The organism is Hymenobacter sp. J193 (genome assembly GCF_024700075.1).
Classification (GTDB): Bacteria; Bacteroidota; Bacteroidia; order Cytophagales; family Hymenobacteraceae; genus Hymenobacter.
On the sequence record NZ_JAJONE010000001.1, the window covers coordinates 3,409,138 to 3,430,045 of the forward strand.

At 60.4% G+C, this 20,908-nt stretch carries 17 protein-coding genes; 5 read left to right on the forward strand and 12 right to left on the reverse strand.

The genetic code is table 11. The features are described from left to right. Positions 1-797: 797 nt before the first annotated feature. Entirely contained in the window at positions 798-2,234 is a 1,437-nt protein-coding gene (locus tag LRS06_RS14985; RefSeq protein ID WP_257872207.1) for a Gfo/Idh/MocA family oxidoreductase, read from the reverse strand. 566 nt (positions 2,235-2,800) lie between these two features. Between LRS06_RS14985 and LRS06_RS14990 the strand changes: the two genes are divergently transcribed. After that, positions 2,801-4,153, forward strand: coding sequence for a D-alanyl-D-alanine carboxypeptidase/D-alanyl-D-alanine-endopeptidase (locus LRS06_RS14990; RefSeq protein ID WP_257872208.1), 1,353 nt, complete (start codon positions 2,801-2,803; stop codon positions 4,151-4,153). Here the strand turns inward: LRS06_RS14990 and LRS06_RS14995 are convergent. The 3 genes from LRS06_RS14995 to serA form a co-directional block, all read right to left on the reverse strand. Then, positions 4,150-4,650: a hypothetical protein gene (locus LRS06_RS14995; protein WP_257872209.1), complete on the reverse strand. Its 501-nt coding sequence runs from the start codon at positions 4,648-4,650 to the stop codon at positions 4,150-4,152. The two genes, LRS06_RS14990 and LRS06_RS14995, sit on opposite strands and share 4 nt — an antisense overlap. Positions 4,651-4,796: 146 nt before the next feature. Beyond that, a complete protein-coding gene (locus LRS06_RS15000) occupies positions 4,797-6,749 on the reverse strand; it encodes a hypothetical protein (protein ID WP_257872210.1) in 1,953 nt (650 codons plus the stop codon). Positions 6,750-6,776: 27 nt separating this feature from the next. Beyond that, positions 6,777-8,678, reverse strand: coding sequence for a phosphoglycerate dehydrogenase (gene serA / locus LRS06_RS15005; protein WP_257872211.1), 1,902 nt, complete (start codon positions 8,676-8,678; stop codon positions 6,777-6,779). 143 nt (positions 8,679-8,821) lie between these two features. Between serA and LRS06_RS15010 the strand changes: the two genes are divergently transcribed. Further along, a complete protein-coding gene (locus tag LRS06_RS15010; protein WP_257872212.1) occupies positions 8,822-9,523 on the forward strand; it encodes a hypothetical protein in 702 nt (233 codons plus the stop codon). Positions 9,524-9,614: 91 nt separating this feature from the next. Here the strand turns inward: LRS06_RS15010 and LRS06_RS15015 are convergent, their stop codons facing one another. Beyond that, a complete protein-coding gene (locus LRS06_RS15015) occupies positions 9,615-10,004 on the reverse strand; it encodes a VOC family protein (RefSeq protein WP_257872213.1) in 390 nt (129 codons plus the stop codon). A 35-nt stretch (positions 10,005-10,039) separates the two neighbouring features. Next, the gene (locus tag LRS06_RS15020; RefSeq protein ID WP_257872214.1) at positions 10,040-10,750 is read right to left on the reverse strand and encodes a DUF421 domain-containing protein; all 711 of its coding nucleotides are present in this window, start codon (positions 10,748-10,750) and stop codon (positions 10,040-10,042) included. 198 nt (positions 10,751-10,948) lie between these two features. Between LRS06_RS15020 and LRS06_RS15025 the strand changes: the two genes are divergently transcribed. Beyond that, positions 10,949-11,959: a transglutaminase-like domain-containing protein gene (locus LRS06_RS15025; protein ID WP_257872215.1), complete on the forward strand. Its 1,011-nt coding sequence runs from the start codon at positions 10,949-10,951 to the stop codon at positions 11,957-11,959. 183 nt (positions 11,960-12,142) lie between these two features. Here LRS06_RS15025 and LRS06_RS15030 read toward each other — a convergent pair whose 3' ends face one another. The 3 genes from LRS06_RS15030 to LRS06_RS15040 form a co-directional block, all read right to left on the reverse strand. Continuing rightward, on the reverse strand, positions 12,143-13,093 hold the full coding sequence (locus LRS06_RS15030; RefSeq protein ID WP_257872216.1) for an aldo/keto reductase: 951 nt from the start codon (positions 13,091-13,093) through the stop codon (positions 12,143-12,145). A gap of 116 nt (positions 13,094-13,209) precedes the next feature. After that, on the reverse strand, positions 13,210-14,568 hold the full coding sequence (locus LRS06_RS15035; protein WP_257872217.1) for an alpha-amylase family glycosyl hydrolase: 1,359 nt from the start codon (positions 14,566-14,568) through the stop codon (positions 13,210-13,212). A 67-nt stretch (positions 14,569-14,635) separates the two neighbouring features. Beyond that, on the reverse strand, positions 14,636-16,078 hold the full coding sequence (locus LRS06_RS15040) for an alpha-amylase family glycosyl hydrolase (RefSeq protein WP_257872218.1): 1,443 nt from the start codon (positions 16,076-16,078) through the stop codon (positions 14,636-14,638). A 244-nt stretch (positions 16,079-16,322) separates the two neighbouring features. On the opposite strand from LRS06_RS15040, the gene LRS06_RS15045 reads away from it, so the two are divergent. Both LRS06_RS15045 and LRS06_RS15050 read left to right on the forward strand, forming a co-directional pair. Continuing rightward, positions 16,323-17,789: a hypothetical protein gene (locus LRS06_RS15045; protein WP_257872219.1), complete on the forward strand. Its 1,467-nt coding sequence runs from the start codon at positions 16,323-16,325 to the stop codon at positions 17,787-17,789. An 886-nt stretch (positions 17,790-18,675) separates the two neighbouring features. Further along, entirely contained in the window at positions 18,676-19,068 is a 393-nt protein-coding gene (locus tag LRS06_RS15050; protein ID WP_257873420.1) for a T9SS type A sorting domain-containing protein, read from the forward strand. Positions 19,069-19,175: 107 nt separating this feature from the next. Here the strand turns inward: LRS06_RS15050 and LRS06_RS15055 are convergent, their stop codons facing one another. The 3 genes from LRS06_RS15055 to LRS06_RS15065 form a co-directional block, all read right to left on the reverse strand. Then, positions 19,176-19,571 carry a DUF983 domain-containing protein gene (locus tag LRS06_RS15055; protein WP_257872220.1) on the reverse strand — a complete coding sequence of 132 codons (396 nt, stop codon included), beginning with the start codon at positions 19,569-19,571 and terminating at the stop codon, positions 19,176-19,178. A 103-nt stretch (positions 19,572-19,674) separates the two neighbouring features. Continuing rightward, a complete protein-coding gene (locus LRS06_RS15060; RefSeq protein ID WP_257872221.1) occupies positions 19,675-20,538 on the reverse strand; it encodes a helix-turn-helix domain-containing protein in 864 nt (287 codons plus the stop codon). Positions 20,539-20,658: 120 nt separating this feature from the next. After that, positions 20,659-20,865, reverse strand: a complete 207-nt coding sequence (locus LRS06_RS15065; protein ID WP_196956344.1) for a PID-CTERM protein-sorting domain-containing protein — start codon at positions 20,863-20,865, stop codon at positions 20,659-20,661. Positions 20,866-20,908: the final 43 nt, after the last annotated feature.

The window sequence follows — 20,908 nt, forward strand, 5'->3', positions numbered from 1 at the left end:
ATTTCATTGATAATTTTAATTGAGTTATGATGAAAAATATCTTTTTTGTATTCCTTGTGTTAACTTCCTGCAATGTAGATTGCAACTCTCTTGTTGATAGTTTTAAATATACCTCGATAAATATGATTGTAGCTGAAACTCCGGAGTTCAGCCGAGACTTTAGGCTAGTTGGATATAATGTTATTTCTAAAGAAAGAGTCGTATATACTGATATCAGCGGATGGTATTTAATCTTTGGTAAACATGGGAGAAGGATTCAGGCCGGTGATACTGTAGTCAAAATTAAGGACAAAACCTATTTGGATGTTGCTAACCAAAAGGGCAGGTATAGATTCTATTACGAATGCAATGGCGAAGTATACTATAAGAGCGTGTTTGGGAATTTGAAAAGAACGTCATGCTGAGCCTGCCGAAGCATCTCTACCGCTTCGTTTGGGGCTTTTTCAACGAAGCGGTAGAGATGCTTCGGCAGGCTCAGCATGACAGAAACGACGTTTTCATAAATTCCCAAACACGCTCTAAGTAAAAAACAACAGCTATCCTCGCCGACGCGAGTTTAGCGCAGTGTAACCCGTGCTGTAGCAGTTCATCGAAGAATGTAGAGACGCGTATTTGCGTCTCCTCTTCTGCAACAGCTGTTGTTCAACAGGAAGACGCAAATATGCGTCTCTACATTCCTGATACACCGTTCAGAAATCTAGTGTAAGAGCTTGAGAGGAAAAGCGCCAGAGTCCAAACGACCATCATGCTGAGCGAAGTCCAAGCATGACGCTTTAAAGGTTTAACCGCCCCTTCGGCTACGCCTCCTTAGGCTCAGGGCCGCGGAAGGCATCCGGGCCTTTCACGGCGGTGAGCTTCACCGGCCGTCCTTCCCGCGCCGACTGGTAAATGGCTTCCATGATGCGGTGGTCCTGCAGGCCTTCCTCCCCGGGCGTGTGGGGCTGCTTGTTTTCCAGGATGCACTCCGAAAAGTGGTCCATTTCGGCCGCAAACTGGTTTTTGGTGGGTAGGGTAATCTGGTTCTGTATTTTGACCTTGCCCTCGGCGTGGGAGGTTTGCAGGCGCTGGCCCTGATAGGCGTAGGCGTTGTCGAGGTGCAGCCAGCCGCGCTCGGCATTCACGCGGTAGAACCGCGAGTCGTGGGTGTTGTAGTGGGTGATGCAGTTGACGATGACGCCGTCGGGGAAGCGCATCTGCCAGCTCATCATTTCCTCTACTTCTTTGAACAGCGGGTTGCCGGGCGTGCTGTGGCTGTAGGCAAACACCTCGGTGGGCTCGGTGCCCAGCACAAAGCGGGAGGTATTCAGGCAGTACAGCCCAATGTCGGGCAGGGCGCCGCCCCCAGCCAGGGCTTTCTTGTGGCGCCAGTGGTCGGGATTGGCTGAGCTTTGGCTGTTTTGGGTCTGGATGTATTTCACCTTCCCAAACTTGGCATCCCGAATCATCTGGCGCACCTGCCGGTTGTAGGGCTCATACTGAATGCGGTAAGCCACCATCAGCTTCACGTTGGCCTTTTTGCAGGCGTCAATCATCAATTCGCACTCCCGGGCCGAGTTGGCCATGGGCTTTTCGCAGAGGATGTGCTTGCCGGTTTTGGCGCCCCGAATCACGTACTCGGCGTGCAGGGAGTTGGGCAGCACAATGTAGATGGCGTGCACCTCGGGGTTGTCCTTCAGCTTTTCGTAGTCCTGGTAGCTGTAGCAGCTCTCGGGCTTGATACCGTACTGCGCGGCAACCTTCTTCAGCTTCTCGGGCGAGCCGCTCACCAGCGCCACCGGCTTCGACTTCTTGCACTCTCCAAAAGCCGGCAGCAACTCTTCCAGGGTAAGATGCCCCAGACCCACCAAGGCATAGCCCACTCGCTTATCCGGCGGCAGCGGCGTTGGCACGGGTCCCGATTTGGGGTCCACATCCGATTTCCACGCTTCCAGCTCAATCGGCTTGCTGGCATCGGCCGGCACCTTGGCCGGCGGCGACACGGCCTCCGACGACGGTACTTTCTGCCCGCCCGGCGCGGTATAGGTGGTAGCTTCTACTTCCGAGGCCGGTGTGCCTGTGGTCGGCGTGGCGTCGGCCGCCTTGGCATCCGGGGTGCCCGACTGGCAGCTGGCCAGCGTGGTAGCCGCCACGCCCACGGCCAGCCCGCGCCCGGCCAAGCTCAGAAACTCCTTGCGCGACACTTCCTGCCCGGCGTGGCGCAGGACGGTATTCAATAGTTCGTTGGTGAGGGCCATGGAGAAGAAGGGCGTTGGTATTGAGGTAACGTGTAGGGCCAGGGTAAGCAGACGACGGGGAATGACAGTATTACCTGCTTTCCTAGAATGTCATCTGCTGAACGTTGCTACTTGGTTTACCCGGCACGGCGGGAAAAGGTTGACCTGTCAGCCTCGACCAATACGCCCCACAGATGCTATAGCAGCAGGGTAGGGGAGTGGGGTTCTATGACAAATTCTGGAACCAGTGTATTGAGGTTGTAGAGACGCATACTTGCGTCTCCTTGTTGAACAGCAGCCGGTGCAGATAAGCAGACGCAAGTATGCGTCTCTACCCTGTTCTAGAAACGGTTACGGTAGCTACCGAGAGCAGAGTAGCTTGACTTCATATGACGCTTCTGTGACCATATCAACTGATCTTTCTGTATTTTTGAAAAATTATTTTAATACTTAACTAATTGATATACAGATATAATAACTAGTATTGCGAAATCAATACTTGACATTTTATTAAAGTAAAGCTTTAATTAGGCGTGCTGAATGCACAAACAGCCAGCGCCTAAGCTTATAAACGGGCGCACTCTGCCATGGGCCGCCTGTATCTGCTTCTCCTGTTTGCACTTGTCTTCACTTGTGGCCCGGCTAACGCTTCCGGTGACGAAAACGCCGAGGCCGAAGTGGCTTTGCGGCGCGGGCCGCACTGGCTGCATAAGCTTATCAGCCGCTCACCGGTACTACAGCAGCACCACGTGGGCATGAGCTTGGTAGACGTAGCCACGGGTGAGCGGGTGTACCAGCTCAACGAAGAAGACTACTTCGTGCCAGCCAGCACCATGAAGCTGTTCAGCTTCTATGCGGGCCTGCACCTGCTGCCCGACTCCCTGCCCAGCCTGCGCTACGTGGTGCGCCACGACTCCCTGATCTTCTGGGGCACCGGCGACCCTACCCTGCTGCACGGCGACGTGCCCTCCGGTCGGGCCTTCCGGTTTCTGCAAAGCCGCCCCGAAAAGCTGTTCTACATGCCCATTCCGTGCGTGGATACCTTCGGGCCGGGCTGGAGCTGGGACGACTACAATTACTACTACCAGCCGGAGCGCGGCCCTTTTCCGATCTACGGCAACACCGTGCGCTTCTACGCCCGCGCTGGCCAAAGTCAGCCGCGGGTGCTGCCAGCCGTGTTTACGGCCAGCGTGGAGCCGGCCCCGGCCCAGTACCACAGCACCTCCGATCATGTGCGGCGGGCCGTACTGGAAAACCGCTTTTTCGTGCTGCCCAGCCAGAAAAGCTGGATTGACGAAACACCTTTCCGGACCAGCACCGGCCTGCTGTCCTCGCTGCTGCAGGATACCCTACGCAAAAATGTGGGGCAGCTGCCCTGGCAGCCGGGTTTTGTTGGGGCCGATATGCAAACCATAAACGGTCTACGCGCGGATTCCTTGTACCGGCGCATGCTGCGGGTGTCCGACAACTTTCTGGCTGAACAGCTGCTGCTGATGTGCTCCACGCAGCTGGGTGCCGATTCCCTGAGCACGGAACGCGTCATCCGGCAGGTGCAGCGCCAGCTCCTCACGGATTTGCCCGATACGCTGCGCTGGGTGGATGGCTCCGGGCTGTCGCGCCTGAACCTGACTACACCCCGCACCCTCACCGCCCTGCTCCTGAAGCTGCACCGCGAAGTACCCGAAAAGCGCCTGTTCGACCTGCTGGCCGCCGGCGGGCGCCAGGGCACCCTGCGCCGCCGCTACCGCGACCCGCGCGGCCTCTGGCTCTGGGGCAAAACCGGCACCCTCACCAACATCCACAACCTGACGGGCTACCTGCGCACCCGCAAAGGTCGCGTGCTGGCCTTCAGCTTCCTGAACAACAACATCCCCGGCGACGACACGGCCGTGCGCAACGAGATGGAACGAATCCTGACCCAGGTGCGGGAGCGGCTTTAGCAGCTTTGGTACAGCCACCGGTAATGGGTGCCCGTCCAGTACAGAATGCCGCCTTTCTCGCCATCCGAAAATTCAATGGCCGAGTAGCGCAAGGTAACAGGACGTTCCCGCAGGGTTTCCTGCTTGTCTAGATACACCTCGTACGTCTTCCGCTTGGTGAAAATCTTCCACTGAGTAGCCCAAGCTAAGCTTCCTTTTGGAAGCTCATCAGTCGGGTTGCTGGTAGTACCAATCATGAACGGCGCGGCCTGTCCCTGGTGGAAGATAATAACGCCCTGGCTGCCGGTAACGCGCCGGACTACGGGTATGGCCACATCTACTTTTCCGTCCCCGTTGAAGTCAGCCTGCAGCAAGGCAGTGTGCAGGTAGTTGCTGCGGCTGAACGTTTGATCAAGCTTTTGCTGCTGCCACTGGGTCTGCGCCCACGCGGGTAAGGCCGCGTAGTGTGGCTTGGAAGCCAGTAGAGGCAGGCTGAGAAGCAGGGTGATGGGTATCATATACATATAAAGTATACTTTGCTCGGTAAAGAGCATGTGCTTCTTCTGTAAAGAAGGCGAATCATCGGCGGTAGATAATAGTATAGCAAATATGCGCCTTAACGTTAGGGATTAGTGAAAGCATTTATGTAGGGCTAGATAAATTTTTAGAAAGGTAGTTCTTCCGTCTGTTCATGAGGAGTTTTAAACAGCTCAGGTTGGCGCTGAAGCAATAGCGTATGTTGCGCAGGAGTCAGAAATATATACCCTTCGCCATCCAGGCAAGGGTAGAACTTTCCCGCCTGCTTCTGCGCACTTAAAGCGTGATTTATCAGATCAATAAATTTGCTATCCAACCAATCAGAATGCACCGTAAGCTTGGTTCGGTAAAAGTGTCCATTCAACCAAAAGCTATAGGGAATGGTCGGTTGAGTCGGAAACTTGGTGCCGAAGCCATCCTGTATAGCAGTCGGTACGAATAGGCCGCGGGAGATAGCAGCTAAAGCCTGGGTATGCGCCGCGTAAGGATAAGGCGGATTTGCTGACTCCCAATCGAATGCATATATAACTTTCGGATAACTGAGCAAGACTTCAGCCACACTGGTCTGGAGCCCGCTCAAGGCGGCTTGGCGGCCCTGGGTCTTTTCGGCCGCAGATAAATGGGAGAACAGGCCCAAGGTGGTGTACCAATCCAGCAGTTTCTCAACGCTGGCTGAATTATAGCGGTTGTCGTGTGATTCCTGGGATAGGAAATAGCTGCCGGTGCCCCATAGCTCACGTTGCTGCGCAGTCATAATCAATAGACCCAGTCGCTCATTGCCGTACACCGATTGAGCGTCGGGTGTGTGGGCTAAGTAGAGACGCAAAGGCGAGTTTTGGTCTGCCAGCCACTGGTTGATGCTATAGTGAAAAGCTTCGCCCACCTCTGCGCCTGTGGGAGCAGCAGGCTCTGTACCATCCTTGCGCCGGTAGCTTTGCAAGAAAGTGTTTTCGTAGTGCCTTCCGTGGGCCTGAAAGCGAAGGGTTGTTTCTTGCCGCAGTAGATCGGTGCCATCATTGTGCGCCTGAGTTGTCACCTGCAAGTCATTGTACTGGAAATCCGGTAGCAAGCTCTGCACATGCGCAAACAATGCTGGATACAGCTTCTGGGGCGCCCTTGGTAGATTCCGCAGGTCGAGTATGCGGCCCTGCTTGCAGTATCCCACGATTTCAAACGGGCTTTTTAACTCATAAGGGCGAGTATCCCGGTTGAGTTGCTGTCGTTGCGCCGGACTCAGCTGCCCTGTTTTCTCCAACTGGTCGAGCCAGTGCCCTTGCCGGATTTGGTCTTGGGCATATGTAGCCCGGCGCTGCATCAGTTCGGCAGCGGTTTGACATACCTGCGCTTCTGTTTGCAACTCGCCTTGCTGCAATTGTTGCCGAATCTGCTGGTGAACGGCTGTTGTTATTAGCTGTAGCGCCAGCAAGTCGTCGGCCGTGCGGGTGCGGGTTTTGCCGAATACGCTGCGCCGCTCACTAATCCAATGCTGCGTACCAGGCCCACCGCCCAGCGGCGGATAGATAGTCCAGCCTTGCAAGAGCACAGAATCTTCTGTGGGAACAGCATCTTCTATTTTTAGGCGGGCCGGAAGCTGCTCATACTGCCAGCGCAGTAAGGCGGCGGTGTCGCCGTTGAAGCGGGCCAACTCCTTTGCCTGCTGGTCTAGGGCCGCTTGTTGTTTGGCTTCAGTCGCGCTATCAGGAGGAGCAAGGGCTTGGCCGGCAATGTAAATGTCACTGAGGTACTCGTTCATCTCCCTGTCATCGGTTTCCGAGGGGAGAGTTCGGTAGCTGAATTCTGCCTGAAAAGCCTCGGCGCAGAAAGCCAGGATAGTGGCTTGGTTGGTTACGTGATGCTCCTGCGTGGTCTGCTGAATGGGGTCGGTCCGCTCATACTTCAGCAAGCCCAGGCGCATACGGCGCAGCAGCTCATCGCGCCCGGCTGCGGTAAGCACATGGCGTTGATAAAGCTGTTCAGCCGTAGTATCAAAGGCCACAGACGGAGGTTTCTGCAGCAGCCAGACGACAGTTGCTGCCACCAGCGCAAGACCTAGAAGTCCTATAATCGGCAAGGCTTTCATAAGATTTTGAGGCCCGCTGGAGGAGGTCTAGTACAGCACCCGGAACTTGATGGTGTGCTCTACTTTGCGCAGCTCGCCGATAACCTCTTGCTCGTATTCCTTGTCGATGTCGGTGATGACGTAGCCGATGTGCTCGTTGGTTTTCAGGTACTGGCCGAGGATGTTGACATGGTGCTGAGCCAGTACGTTGTTGATGCGGGCCAGCACGCCGGGCACGTTGTGGTGAATGTGGATGAGGCGGTGGGCCTGCTGCTCGGGCAGCTGGATGTTGGGAAAATTAACGCTCTGCTGGGTGTTGCCGGTATTCACATATTGCATGATACGTTCCGGCACAAACTCGGCAATGTTGCGCTGAGCCTCAGCCGTGCTGCCGCCGATGTGGGGCGTGAGCAGCACGTTGGGCAGGCCGCGCAGCTCGCTCTCGAAGCTTTCCTGGTTGGTTTTGGGCTCATAGGGAAATACATCCACGGCCGCCCCGCCCAGGTGGCCCGAGCGGAGCACGGCGGCCAAGGCCGGCACGTCCACCACGTGGCCGCGGCTGTTGTTGAGCAGCAGGGCGCCGGGCTTCATCAAGGCCAGCTCGGCGGCCCCAATGAGGTTGGTATTGGTCGGGCGGCCGTCCACGTGCAGGGTCACGATGTCGGCCTGCTGAAGCAGCTCCTGCAGGGTGCGCACTTTCACGGCGTTGCCCAGCTGCAGCTTTTCGGCCACGTCGTAGTAGAGTACCTGCATGCCTACGGCCTCGGCCACCACCGAGAGCTGGGAGCCGATGTTGCCGTAGCCGATGATGCCCAGCTTCTTGCCCCGGATTTCAAACGAGCCCCCAGCCGACTTGTCCCACGTCCCCTGGTGCATCTTGGGGTTCTTCTCGGGGATGCGGCGGGCCAGCATGATGATTTCGCCCAGGGCCAGCTCTACCACCGAGCGGGTGTTTGAGAAGGGGGCGTTGAACACGGCCACGCCCTTTTTCATGCAGCCTGCCAGGTCAATCTGGTTGGTGCCGATGCAGAACGCGCCGATGCTGATGAGGCGGTTGGCGGCGTCGAGTACGCGCTGCGTTACCTGGGTTTTGGAGCGGATACCCAGAATGCTTACCCCTTCAATCTGCTGAATCAGTTCTTCTTCGTCGAGGCCGCCGGGCACGGTGTCCACCTGGTAGCCTTCCTGGCGGAACAGCTCGGCGGCGCGCGGATCGGGGTTTTCGAGGAGCAGGACGCGGATGCGGTTTTTGGGGTACGAGAGGGTCATCGGAAGCTTGTTCTGGTAGAGAAATTCGTCGAAGGAAGGCAGCACCTCGTCGGCGCGGGCTACTACGGACGCCCGGTGCACGTTTTCGGTGAAGGCGTAGAACCGGTCGGCCAGGCCCGCCTCCCGGATCTGGTAGTCGGTGTACCCGTCGCCGAGGGCGTACACGGGGCCGTTGAGGTCGAGCTGGCGCAGCTGCAGGATCTTGCCCCCGTCGCGGCTGAGCACATTTTCGGTGTCGAAGCCCGTAATGCGGCCATCGGTGTCGAAGGTGAAAGTGTTGGCCAGCACGTGGGCTGCGTCGATGCCAAACTCGGCCACAACGGGTTCGATAAACTCCCGGAAGCCGCTGCTCACGATGTACACCCGCCCCGGAAACTGCTCGAAGAAGCCGCGGTTGCGCCGGATGCTTTCCGATACCTTGCCTTTCAGTCGCTCCACCAGCAGACCAATATGCTCGCGCCGGGCCGGCAGCAGCGCCAGCCGCTGCTTCAGGGACTCCGAAAAGCTCAGCTCCCCGCTCATGCCCCGGTCAGTGAGGGCCCGGATGGCGCCCACCACTTCCTCCCGGTTGGGCTGACCGGTAAGGGCAATATCGGCCAGCTCGTCCAGGCCTTCTACCTGGGTAAATGTGCTGTCAAAATCGATGATAAGGTAGGGAAGCGGTGTGCGAGGTTCGGGCATGATGGGGGCAAGGTAGAACGCGGCGGGCAAATAAGGGCAAGCCGGCGGCGGCCCGTTCTACGATTTCAAACCGAAACCCGCCTATTCCAGCGGCTTATGCAACGAAATGGCCGCTTCCGGAATCCTCTTACTAAACCACCGCTATGAAACCACTTCTTCTCACTGCCTCCCTGCTGCTGCTGCCGCTGCTGGCTTCCGCCCAGCAAGTCGAATGGTCGGGACAGATTACTACGGGCGTGGCCGCTTTCCGGGGCGCTTCGGCCGAAAGCTCTTCCGCCATCAACGTAAACGACAGCAGGCCCGAGGCCTCGTACACCAACAACCCCTACGGCCGCCGCTGGGGGCTCTCCTACGGGGCGGCGGTGCAGGGCCAATTTGTGGGCCGGCGCGGGTTGCTGCTGGGCGCCCAGCTGGGCTACGATCTGCTGCGCCCCGCCGTGCGGATTACCGGGGTCAATACGAATCTGCGTCCCTTCAACCAGGTGGAAGGCGAAGCTCACCTCAACAATCAGTTTATCAGCCTGAACCCCTACCTGGGCCAGCGGCTGCGCATGGGCGAGGTAGCGCTGGATATGACGGTAGGCATGGAAATAGCGCGCCAGTTGGCCTGCCGGGAAAAGGCGCAATACACCCTCAATGGCACCGACCTCGAAACCAACCGCGACCGTGCCACTCAGTTCTGGGATACTCGGCTGCGCGCCGGCCTGACCCTGAGCCGGGGGCCGCTGAGCTTGACGGCCAGCTACGCCCACGGACTCAGCAACTACAAAGAAGGCTGGGTAGGCGGCGTGAATGAGGCCTACATGCGCGTACTGCGCCTGGGCGGAGCCTACCGCTTCCACTAGGTCCCGGCCATCAGGACTAACTTTGGGCCAGTTGATGGATACCCACAACGCCCCGGCCAATAGGCCGGGGCGTTGTTTTTTGCCGGGCCGCTCACACCTCGTAGAATTCCAGTGGCAGCCCGTCGGGGTCCTGAATGAAGGTGAAGCGCCGCCCGGTAAACTCATCCGTCCGCAGCGGCTCGGCAGTTACTCCCTGCGCCGTCAGTGCCCGTACGGTGGCTTCGATATCGGCTACGGCGAAGGCCAGGTGGCGCAGGCCGGCGGCTTCGGGCCGGGAAAGGCGCGGGGGCGTCTCGGGAAAAGAAAACAGTTCGATAATGTACTGGCTGCCCAGCGCCAGATCCAGCTTCCACGACTGTCGCTCTGCCCGGTACACTTCCCGAAGGATGCGCAGCCCCAGCACCTCCGTATAGAACCGCCTGGAAACGGCATAGTCGGAGCAGATGAGGGCAATGTGATGGACGTGAAGCAGCGGCAGCATAGGCGCAAAATGAAAGCAGGATAGCAGCTCGCAAGTTAAGTTACGCGTGGGTCGTTGCAGGCCGTAATCCAGGCATCGTGGTGGCAGACGGTGCACTCCGCCAGGCTGCCTTTGGCCAGCTCCTGCACGTGGCCGCACCGGCAGCAGGCGTGGGGTCCGGCTTCCTCCACCCGGCGGCGCTCCTGGGTTAGCCGCTCCGGCCAAATGGGCAGGCCGGGGCGCACGTCCTCGTCGGCAAAGAAAAAGAGGCTGATGTTACCGGTAGCCTCGATATAAGCGCGGCGAATCTGCCCCAGGTGCTCTACCTGCAGTTGGCGCATTTCTCCGAACAGCTCTTTCTGCGTCAGGTTCTGCTTGTTGAAGTTCTGCAGATTGATTTCGCCTTCCTCTACCAGCAGCACCGGGGCGCCTTCCAGCCAGTCGGAAAACTTCGGGAACTTCTCGGTGAGCCGGTTAAACAGCAGGTACAGCCCCGATACCACGCCAAACACCACGGCCGCGTGCAGCAGCGGAGTATCGTGGTAGAGCATGGCGTCGCCGGCCGCCGAGCCCAGAGCCAGAATGATGCTCAGCTCGAAAATAGACAGCTGCCGCACCCCACGCCGGCCCGTCACGCGCAGGGCCCCCAAAATCATCAGGTAGGAAACAAAGCAGCGCAACCCCACTTCCAGCAGGAACAGCGGCGGCATTTCATCGGAAAGCAGAATGCGTTGCCAGTCGAATGGCTGAACGGAGGAGGAAGCCATGCGGGCAGGTAAATCAGACGGCGAAAGAAACGGGAAGCATACTGCAGCTGCTAACGTACTATACAGCGCTACGGTTGAGCTTTGGGCCAGGGCAACGAAAGCAGCACCTGGTCGTACCTTTGCTGAGCCGGTGGCCGCATGTTGGCGGCGGTGTAGATCAGGTTGTCGATGGGTTACCGCGCCAGTTTTCGTATTCCTATGGATTCACTTTGCTTTCGGTGGCGCAGCCTGTGGGCGGCTTTGCTTTTGTTGATGAGCTTGCCGCATTTCACCTCCGCCCAGTTTGCCGGGGCGCCGCGTGTGCGCACGTTCATCTTCGAGTACCAGACCACCGTGCCCGCGGCGCCCCCCGGCACCCGCCAGCTGGACGTATGGCTGCCCGTAGCCCACTCCGACTCCGCACAGGATGTGCAGATCCTCCAGCTCGACTCGCCCGGCAAGCATACGCTCACCACAAGCCAGCACGGCAACCAGCTGCTGCATGTGCACCTGCGCCGGCCCAGGCAGCCGGTAACCGTGGCCGTGCGCTACCAAGTAACGCGCCGGGAGCACCGCGCCCCGCAGTCCACTGCCGGCCGCATACCCATGCAGGACCCCGACTCGGCCCGCTGGCTGGCGCCCGACCGGCTCGTGCCCCTCGACGACCAGATCCGGCGCTGGGCCCGGGAAGTGGTGACCGAGGCCCACGCTGCAACGCCGCTCGACCAGGCCCGCGCCATCTACAACCACGTGGTGGCTACCGTGAAGTACGACAAAACTGGTCAGGGCTGGGGCCGCGGCGACATCTACTACGCCTGCGACGCCCGCCACGGCAACTGCACCGATTTCCATGCCCTGTTCATTGGCTACTGCCGCGCCCTGGGCATTCCGGCCCGCTTCAGCATCGGCTTTCCGCTGCCCCCGGAGCGCGGCTCGGGCGAGGTGAAGGGCTACCACTGCTGGGCCGAGTTCTACACCCCTCAAACCGGCTGGGTGCCCATCGACGCTTCCGAAGCGGCCAAGAACCCCGCCCGCCGCGAGTACTACTTCGGCACCCACGACGAAAACCGCGTGGAATTCACCCGGGGCCGCGACCTGACGCTCACTCCCCGGCAGCAGGGCGCCCCGCTCAATTACTTCATCTACCCCTACGCCGAAGCCGATGGTAAGCCCCTGGAAAACCTGCAGCACTCCTTTCGCTACCAGGATGTACTGGCTGATGAGCTGTAGGTAAAGGCAACGAAAAAGCCCGTCATATGCCGCAGATTTGGGGCATGACGGGCTTTTCGGTTAACAAGCAATTGGCATGCTGAGCGAAGTCGAAGCATCTTGCGTGCTGACGTTGCAGTCGTAAGCCAACGAACGAAGCGGTAGAGCTGCTTCGACTTCGCTCAGCATGACCGTTATCCTAAGTCACTCACTTGCCTGATTGAGAGCCTGCACGTCTTCGGCGGATAGGGTCAGCTCGGTAGCGCGGAGCAGCTCCGTCACCTGCTCGGGGCTGGTGGCGCTGGCAATGGGCGCCGTGAGGCCGGGCCGGGTGATAATCCAGGCCAGGGCAACCTGGGCGGGCGTGGCCTGCTGGCGGGCAGCTACCTCATCCAGGGCCTTGAGGATGCGTAGGCCTTTTTCGTTCAGGTATTTCTGGCCAACGCCGCCTCCGCGCGGGCTTTTCTGCAGATCGGCCTCGGAGCGGTACTTGCCGGTGAGGAAGCCGGCCGCCAGCCCGTAGTAGGGAATCACGCCGATATTTTGCTCCTGCATCAGCGGCAGCAGGTCGCGCTCAAACTCGGCGCGGTCGTAGAGATTATAAAGCGGCTGCAGGCTTTCATAGCGCGGAAAATTGTGCTTCTCGCTGGCTTCGAGGGACTCCCGCAAGCGGGCAGCCGAGAAGTTGGACGCCCCAATGGCGCGCACCTTGCCTTCTTCCACCAGCTGGGCGTAGGCTTCCAGGGTTTCCTCCACCGGTGTGGTAGGGTCGTCCTTGTGCGACTGGTACAGGTCGATGTAGTCGGTTTGCAGGCGCTTGAGGGAGCCTTCCACGGCCCGGAGGATGTAGTCCTTTTTCAGGCCCTTGTTTTCGGGGTTTACCTCCCAGCCTACTTTGGTGGCCAGGATGACATCGTCGCGGCGGCCGCGCTGGTGCAGCCACTTGCCGATGATGGTTTCGGACTCGCCGCCCACGTGGCCGGGCACCCACACGGAGTAGCCGTCGGCGGTATCAATGGCGTTGCCGCCGCCCGCCACAAAGGCGTCCAGAATACGGAAGGAAGTGGCCTGGTCGGCCGTCCAGCCAAAGACGTTGCCGCCCAGCACCAGCGGGGCAATTTGCAGGCCCGAGCGGCCCAGTTCACGGTGTTGCATGTACGTTGTTGGTTGTTAAGTTTCTCGTGATGGGTTATACGTTGTCAGCTATTAAGCCGTGAGCCGGCGGAAAACGCTGATCTGATAACTCAGTGGCTAAACCGCTGCCCCGTGGGTTAGGTTGTCGGCCGCTTTTCCAGCACCCGCCAGCCGTGGGCCGGCACCTTCAGTTCTAACTCAGCACGCAGTGTCAACGGCTCTTCGCTGAAGACATCCAGCCAGGAGCTAGCGGCTGTGGCGGGCAGCACAAGGGTACGCTCAGCCGGCGCGGTATTGATGACGCAAAGCACTGCCGCATCTTGCTTGAGGCGCAGGAAGCCATACAGCTCGGGGGCGCTTTCCAGGCGGAGGAAGCCGCTGGCCGGGTCGCCGTTGCGCAGGGCGGGGTGGCGGCGCTTGAGCTGTAGCAGGCGCGTGTAGAAATTCTGGAGCGGGAAATCCTGCCAATTTACCGGGTCGCGGTCGAAGAAAGCCAAGCGCCTGTTGAGGGCAGCTTCCTGGCCGGTGTATACCAGCGGCATGCCGGGCAGCAGTACCATCAGCACCGCGAAGGGCAGGACCAGGGGCCCCAGCCGCTCGTACTCGGTGCCGTCCCAGCTGTTCACGTCGTGGTTGCTGGTGAAGTGCATCAGGTAAACGGAGGGCGGGTACTTGGCCCGCTCGGCGGCCAGGTAGATGTCGATGTCGCTCAGCGCATTTTTGTCTTCGGCAATGTGGTCGAGCAAATAGTGCAGGCGGAGGCCGAAGGTCATGTTGAAGGCCCGTTCCAGCAGCTTGGTATCAGAGTTGAATTCCTCCCAGCTCAGGCCACCGCTGGGGTACAGCTCGTCCCACTCAGCCAGCATAAACAGCGGCTTCACTTCGTCCAGCTCCCGGCGGGCCTCGTCCCAGAAATCGGTGGGTACCAGTCCGGCCACGTCGCAGCGGTAGCCGTCGATATCAGCTTCGCGCACCCAATAGAGCAGGGCATCCGTCATGTAGCGGCGCAGCCCCGGCTGGGCGTAGTCGAAGGCTACCACGTCGGTCCAGTCGGGCACGGGCGGCACCAACTGGCCCTGGGCGTCGTGCTGGTACCAATCGGGGTGCTGGGCTACCAATGGGTTGTCCCAGCTGGTATGGTTGGCTACCCAATCAAGCAAGACCTCGAGGCCCAGGGCGTGGGCTTCGGCTACGAGGTGCCGCAAATCGTCCATCGTGCCAAACTCCGGGTTCACCCCCAGGTAGTCCTGCACGGCGTACTGGCTGCCCAGCGTGCCCTTGCGGTTGACTTCGCCGATGGGATGCACCGGCATCAGCCACACAATGCTCACGCCCATAGCCGCCAGCCGGGGCAAGTGGGCCTCAAATGCCCGAAAGGTGCCTTCCGGCGTGAATTGGCGCAGGTTTACTTCATAAATCGTGGCATTAGCGGCCCACTCCGGGTGACGAACCTGGAACAGGTGGCTGTGCGGGTGCAGGGGTTCTTCGGCAGGCATGGCAAGGGCTTTTGCTGCTAGAACGACCCGCAGCCACCGGGGTTACTGGCAGTGGCTGCCCTACCCGCTACCACAGTCCCTGACGGGGCGGATCGGGCAGCCGCTCATACACGCGGTAGCCATGAGCGGGCACCAGCAGCTTCGAACCCGCGCCCATGCGCAGCACCTGCCCACTGAACAGCTCCCGGTACACGCCTGGGGCCACGATGCCCAAAGCCAGTTCGTGGGGCTGACTATCGAAGTTTACGGCCGTGAGTACGGCGGCTTTGGCCTTGCGGCGCAGGAAAGCATACACTTTCGGGCTGCCGTCCTCCAGCTTCGCAAACTGGCTGGCCGGGTCGCCGTTGCGCAGGGCGGGGTGGCGCTTTTTCAGCTGGAGCAGCTTGGTGTAGAAGTCCTGGAGCGGATACCCACGCCACGTAATGGTGTCCTTATCGAAGAAGCGCAGCCGCTTTTTCAGGGCTGCTTCCTGGCCGCTGTACACCATAGGGATGCCGGGGAGCAAAGCGGCCAGTACAGCCTGGGGCAGCGCATCCTTGCCTAGCCGCTCGTACTCGGTACCGTCCCAGCTGTTGATGTCGTGGCTGCTGGTAAAGTACATGAGGTAGGCGCTGGCCGGGTAGCGGCTACGCTCCACGGCGCGGTAGGCATCCAGCGCTGCCAGCGGCTGCCGCCCGCGGCTGATGCTGTCGAGCAGGTAGCGCATGCGCAGGGCATAAGTGGCGTCGAAAGCCTTTTCCAGCATACCCGTGTTGGGGTCAAACTCGCCTTTCTTGAGGAAGGGCGGGCTGTGCAGCTCGTCCCACTCGGCCAGCATAAACACCGGCTTTCGCTTTTCCAGGAGCTGGCGCGTCTGCACCCAGAAATCCATGGGCACCAGGCCGGCCACGTCGCACCGGAAGCCGTCGAAATCAGCTTCCCGCACCCAGTAGGCCATGCTTTCCTGCATGTAGCGGCGCAGCTCGGGCTTCGAGTAATCCAGGTCGATAACGTCCTGCCAGTCGTGCACGGGCGGCACAAACCGGCCCTGCGGACCTTTGGTAAACCACTCGGGGTGCTGCCGGGCCAGCTGGCTGTCCCAGCTGGTGTGGTTGGCCACCCAGTCCAGAATCACGTGCATGTCGCGCTTGTGGGCCTCGGCTACCAGCTGCCGCAGGTCGGCCATCGTCCCGAACTCGGGATTTACGGCGCGGTAGTCACGGATGGAGTACTGACTGCCCAGGGTGCCTTTGCGGTTCAGCTGACCGATGGGCTGCACCGGCATCAGCCACAGAATGCCCACACCCATTTGCTGCAGGCGGGGCAGGTGCTGCTCAAAGGCCTTGAAGGTGCCTTCCGGCGTGTACTGCCGGATGTTGACTTCGTAGATGCTGGCCGAATCAGCCCACTGCGGGTGCCGGATGGTGTACTGGGGCGGGGCGGCTGGGGCGCACTCGGTGATGTTGTCGTAGGCCGAGTGACAGGAGGCCAGCAGCAGTGGTAGGGCGAGCAGGAAAAGGCGCAACGTCATAGCCCGAACTTACGGGTTTTGCGCTGCCCCACACGCTGACGGCCGATAGTAGTAAATGAGTAAGGCCGTCGGGGCGGCACGACCCCCATTGGCGGGCGTCAATAACCACCGAAATCGGGGCGTTACGTCTTGCAATTTTGAGCCGTTAACCCGATATATTTGACGGATTTTGCTTAGTTCAATCCTACTCATGTATCCTGCTACTGCTTTGTCAAGTTTGCGTCGGGTCTGCCGGCTGCTCAGTTTGTTGTTAGGCATTTGGCTGAGCGGCTCGGTGGCACTGGCGGAAAGCGGCCCTGGTGATAGTAAACCCGCCGCCCGACCCCTGGCCGAGGTGCTGCAAGCGGATGGCACTCTGCCCACCCACGTGCGCGGCTCGTTTACTACCAAAGGCTACCGAATGCGTCCCGACGCAATGGGGCAGCCGGTATTCTACGCCGCCGAAGAACCAGGTGCGGTGGCTAAAAACTGGCAGCCCGGCTTTCAGATTCCTGGCACTAATGGCGTTGTAACGGCTGTAGCGAGCAACGCGCAGGGCGAGGTGTACATTGGGGGCGAGTTCACGGCTGTTGGCGATGTAACGGCCCGCAAACTAGCCCGCTGGGACGGTACCCGTTGGCACGCGCTGGGCACGGGCACCAACGGCAACATTTCCGCTCTGGCCGTGGATGAAGCCGGCCACCTGTACGCGGCCGGTCTTTTCACAGTAGCCGGGGGAGTATCTGCTCAAAACATAGCGCGCTGGGATGGCACCCGCTGGCACGCCTTAGGAGCCGGCGTACCCTATTACGCCACCAGGCTGGCCCTGGATGGCCAGGGCAACGTGTACGCCGCGCTGCTAGATTTGAGTGGGGGCGGCGGGGGGGCGCAGGTAACCAAATGGGATGGTAAGAGCTGGCAAACTCTAGGCCGCTTTGCCGCTGCCAATGTTAACTCCCTGGTAGCCGATGCCGCCGGCAACGTGTATGCCAGCGGTAGCATCCGGGAGGCGGGTACGCAAAAGGAGAAATACATAGTCCGCTGGGATGGGGCCAACTGGCAGCCCTTGCCCGAGCAACCGAACAACTCAGTGACCAAACTGGCCCTGGATAACAGCGGCAACCTCTACGCCGCCGGCGAATTTACCCTGGCCGGCAACACCGCCGCCCGGCGCATTGCCAAGTGGGACGGGACAAACTGGCACGCGCTGGGCGAAGGCCTCACGGGCAATAGCTGGAGCATCAGGCCCGACAGCCACGGCAACGTGTTTATAGCCCTGGCCACCTCGGTTTCCTACGTCGAGAGGACCTTCGAAGTACGCCAGTGGAACGGCTCCACCTGGAGCCGCCTCGGCGGCACCATGAGCGGCTATGTGTACGATATTGCCCTGGATGGGCGCGGCAACGTGTACGCCGGGGGGAGCTTCAGCAGCGCCGGGGGTACCCCCGCTATGCATGTTGCCAAATGGAACGGCACGAGCTGGGCCGCGCTCAGCTCGGGCTTCAATAACACCATTGTGGCCCTGGCCAAAGATAACCGTGGGCAGGTATATGCCGGTGGGGGGGTTCACTACCGCCGGAGATACTATGGCCAACTACATCGCCCACTGGGATGGTACCCGCTGGCAGCCTATGGGCGAGGGCACCTATGGTACCGTGTGGGCCGTAGCTGCCGATGGCAAGGGCAACGTGTACATAGCCGAAGACCACACCACCTTCAGCCGGGTATCTAAGTGGGATGGGCAGCGCTGGAGCGTGCTGGGCTTGGGCATGAACCGGTATGTACTTGCCCTGGCCGTAGATAGCGGGGGGCAGCTGTATGCCGGGGGAAGTTTCACCTATGCCGATGGCGCCCCCGCCAACTTCGTGGCCAGCTGGGATGGTACCCGCTGGAATGCGCTGGGCGCCGGGCGCGGCAGCATTGTGTGGGCGCTGGCTACCGATGATGCCGGCAACCTGTACGCCGCCAGCAGCGATAAAACGCTCGAAGGCGCAACTACCGCCAGCGTAGCCCGCTGGGACGGCCACACCTGGAGCCCGCTGGGCACCGCCCCCAACGGCTTGGTGCGTGCCCTGGCGCTGGATGGCCGCGGCAACCTGTACGCCGGTGGCGGATTCACTACCGCCGACGGCAAATCCGTCCTCAACGTGGCCCATTGGGACGGAACCAGCTGGAATCCGCTGGGCACCGGTCTGAACGGGGCCGTCAGAGCCCTGGGCGTCGACGGAGCCGGGCGGCTGTACGCCGGTGGCCAGTTCACTACCCCCTCCGGCACTACCGACCAGCTGGCCCAGTGGGATGGCACGCGCTGGCGGGCACTGGGAGCCGGCATGGATGCTCCCATCGGTACAATGGTGGTTAATGAGGATGGTTCCTTACAGGTGGGCGGCACGTTTACCACCATTGGCGAAGGCACGGCCGTGAGCGGCTACTTTGGGGTATACACTTTCGCGGCCACTCTGGCTACCCTCACCACGGCCGTGCCCACTGAGCTAGGCGGGCTGAGCGTTACGCTGGGCGGTACCATCAGCCACGATGGCGGCACCACCGTTACCGAGCGCGGGGTAGTGTATGCCGTTGGTCAGGTTACGCCCACCATTGAGGATACAAGAATCCAGATGGGGGCCGATGCGGGGGAGTTTGCGCAGCCTGTTACCGGCTTGGCCGCCCGCACTACCTACTCGGTGCGGGCCTATGCCATCAATAGTGCGGGTGCCAGCTATGGCAGCGTACAGACGTTCACCACCGGGGTGGCTACGGCTACGCAGCCAGCGCAGCTGCCCGGAGTGCATGTATATCCTAACCCGGCCCGGCAGCAAATCACCATTACACGCTCGGCCGGCGCGCTGGCTGCGGCGGCGCTTTACAACAGTATGGGCCAGCTCGTATGGCAGGGAATGTTATCTGACCCGGTAACGCGGCTGCCGGTGCAGCACTGGGCTCGTGGCATGTACGTCCTGCGTCTCACGGCCCCGCAGGGCGTAGCCACCCAACGCCTCGTGCTGGAATAAAAACCGCTTTTTTCAAAGTGAATGACCAGCTGAGGGCTTTGGCCGACATGACGTTTCTGTCACGAAATTTCTGCTAGCCGCCCCAGTAATGGGGGCCGGCCACCAAGTTACCGCGCCCGGTTGCGGGCCCGGGCTGAGTCGTAGCGCACCCCGCCAAACAGGTAGAGCATGAGGGTGCGGGAATAGCGCAGCGAGAAGGGCATGAACAGCAAGGAGGCCACCGCCACGCTCAGGATGTACACCCAGGTGTCAGGGTCGTTGAGCAGGAAGTACACCGCAAAGCCTATTACCAGCATAATGCCCGTCGAAAACACGAAGCTGATGTACATGGCGCCCCAGTAGAAGCCGGGCTCGGGCTCGTAAGCCTGTCCGCACACGGGACAGTGCTCGGGCATTTCGGTGAACTTGGTGCTGATGGCCGGATGCGAGAAAAGCGGGCCCTGGTGGCAGCGCGGGCAGCGCTGCTGCAGAATAGCCAGAACCGTAGAATCAGTAGTTTCCATAAGAAAGCTGCCTGAGTAGCAGTGAAACAAAATTACTCTACGCAGGCGAGGGGGGTAAGGGCTATTTGCGGGTTTGTGCAGCACAAATCAACGCGGCCCGCGGCTAAGGCTGCTGCCGGAAAGCTTCGGGCGTGTGACCGGTGTGCTGGCGGAAGTAGCGGCTGAAGTAAGAGGCATCCTCGAAGCCCAGGGCATCGGCCAATTGGGCAATAGTAGCCGGGGAGTGGCGCAGCAGGCGGCGGGCTTCCAGAAGCACGCGCTCCTGCACGAGGGCGCTGGCGGTTTTGCCCAGGTGGCGGCGGCACAGCGCATTCAGGTGGTTGGGCGAAACGTGGAGCAGGTCGGCGTAGTACTGCACGGCCCGGCTGGTACGAAAATGCTGGTTGATAAGGGCGCCAAACGCACGAAGCAACTCTTGGGCGTGTAGCGGCTCAGCCGAGGCCGGCGCTTCCGGGAAGTGGCGGGCGGCCAGCTCCAGGCACAGGTGCAGGCAGGAGCGAAATACCTCGTCCTGGGCCGGGCCGGGGTGCGTGTTTTCCCTCCACATGCGCTCCATCAGCCAGTGAATGTCGGTTTCGGCCTCGGGCAGGTACACGACCGGGGCGTGGCGGTGGTTGAAAAACGGGTAGTCGAACAGGCGGCTGCCGGGGTAGCGGAACAGGTAGAAGTCGGCCTCAAACAGTACCACGTAGCCCTGAGCGTCGGCCGGGAGGTGCCAGTGGTGTACCTGCCCCGGCGTCATGAAAAACAGCGCCCCGGGTTGCAGCGCGTAGCTTACCAGGTCGATGGTGTGCGTGCCGTGGCCGTGGGTGACGTAAAGCAGCAGGTAGAAGTCGTGGGCGTGGGGCTGGCTTACGCCGGGAAAGTTGGCTACGTGCCGGGCCAGCTGCTCCAGGTACCACGGCCGCCGGGGCCGCCCCTGCGGAAACGACTTCAGGGTAAGAACGGGCAGGGTAGGAGCTTTCATGTAGTAGGCCGAGCGGGCAGATGGCCCTACAAAGAAAAGCCCCGAATGCAAGCATCCGGGGCTTTTACAGCAATGATTTTCGTGGAGGCGGCGTGAGGTTGCCGCCGTGCCCAGCCTGCGCTACTTCAGGCGCTTGCGCCGTAGCTGCCGCACGCCCAGGCCTACACCAGCTGCCAGCAGCAGCGAGGCCCCACCATCAATGGGTACGGCCGTGGGGTCGTCGGGCATGGGGCCACCTTCCGGGGGCGTATCACTCTGGGCCCAGGTAAGCTGAGCTGAGAGCAGCACCGCCAGCAACAGCATTCCTTTCAGGATATAACTTTTCATGCGTAGTAAAAACGAGAAGTGAGACATGGAGAAGCGTGGCACC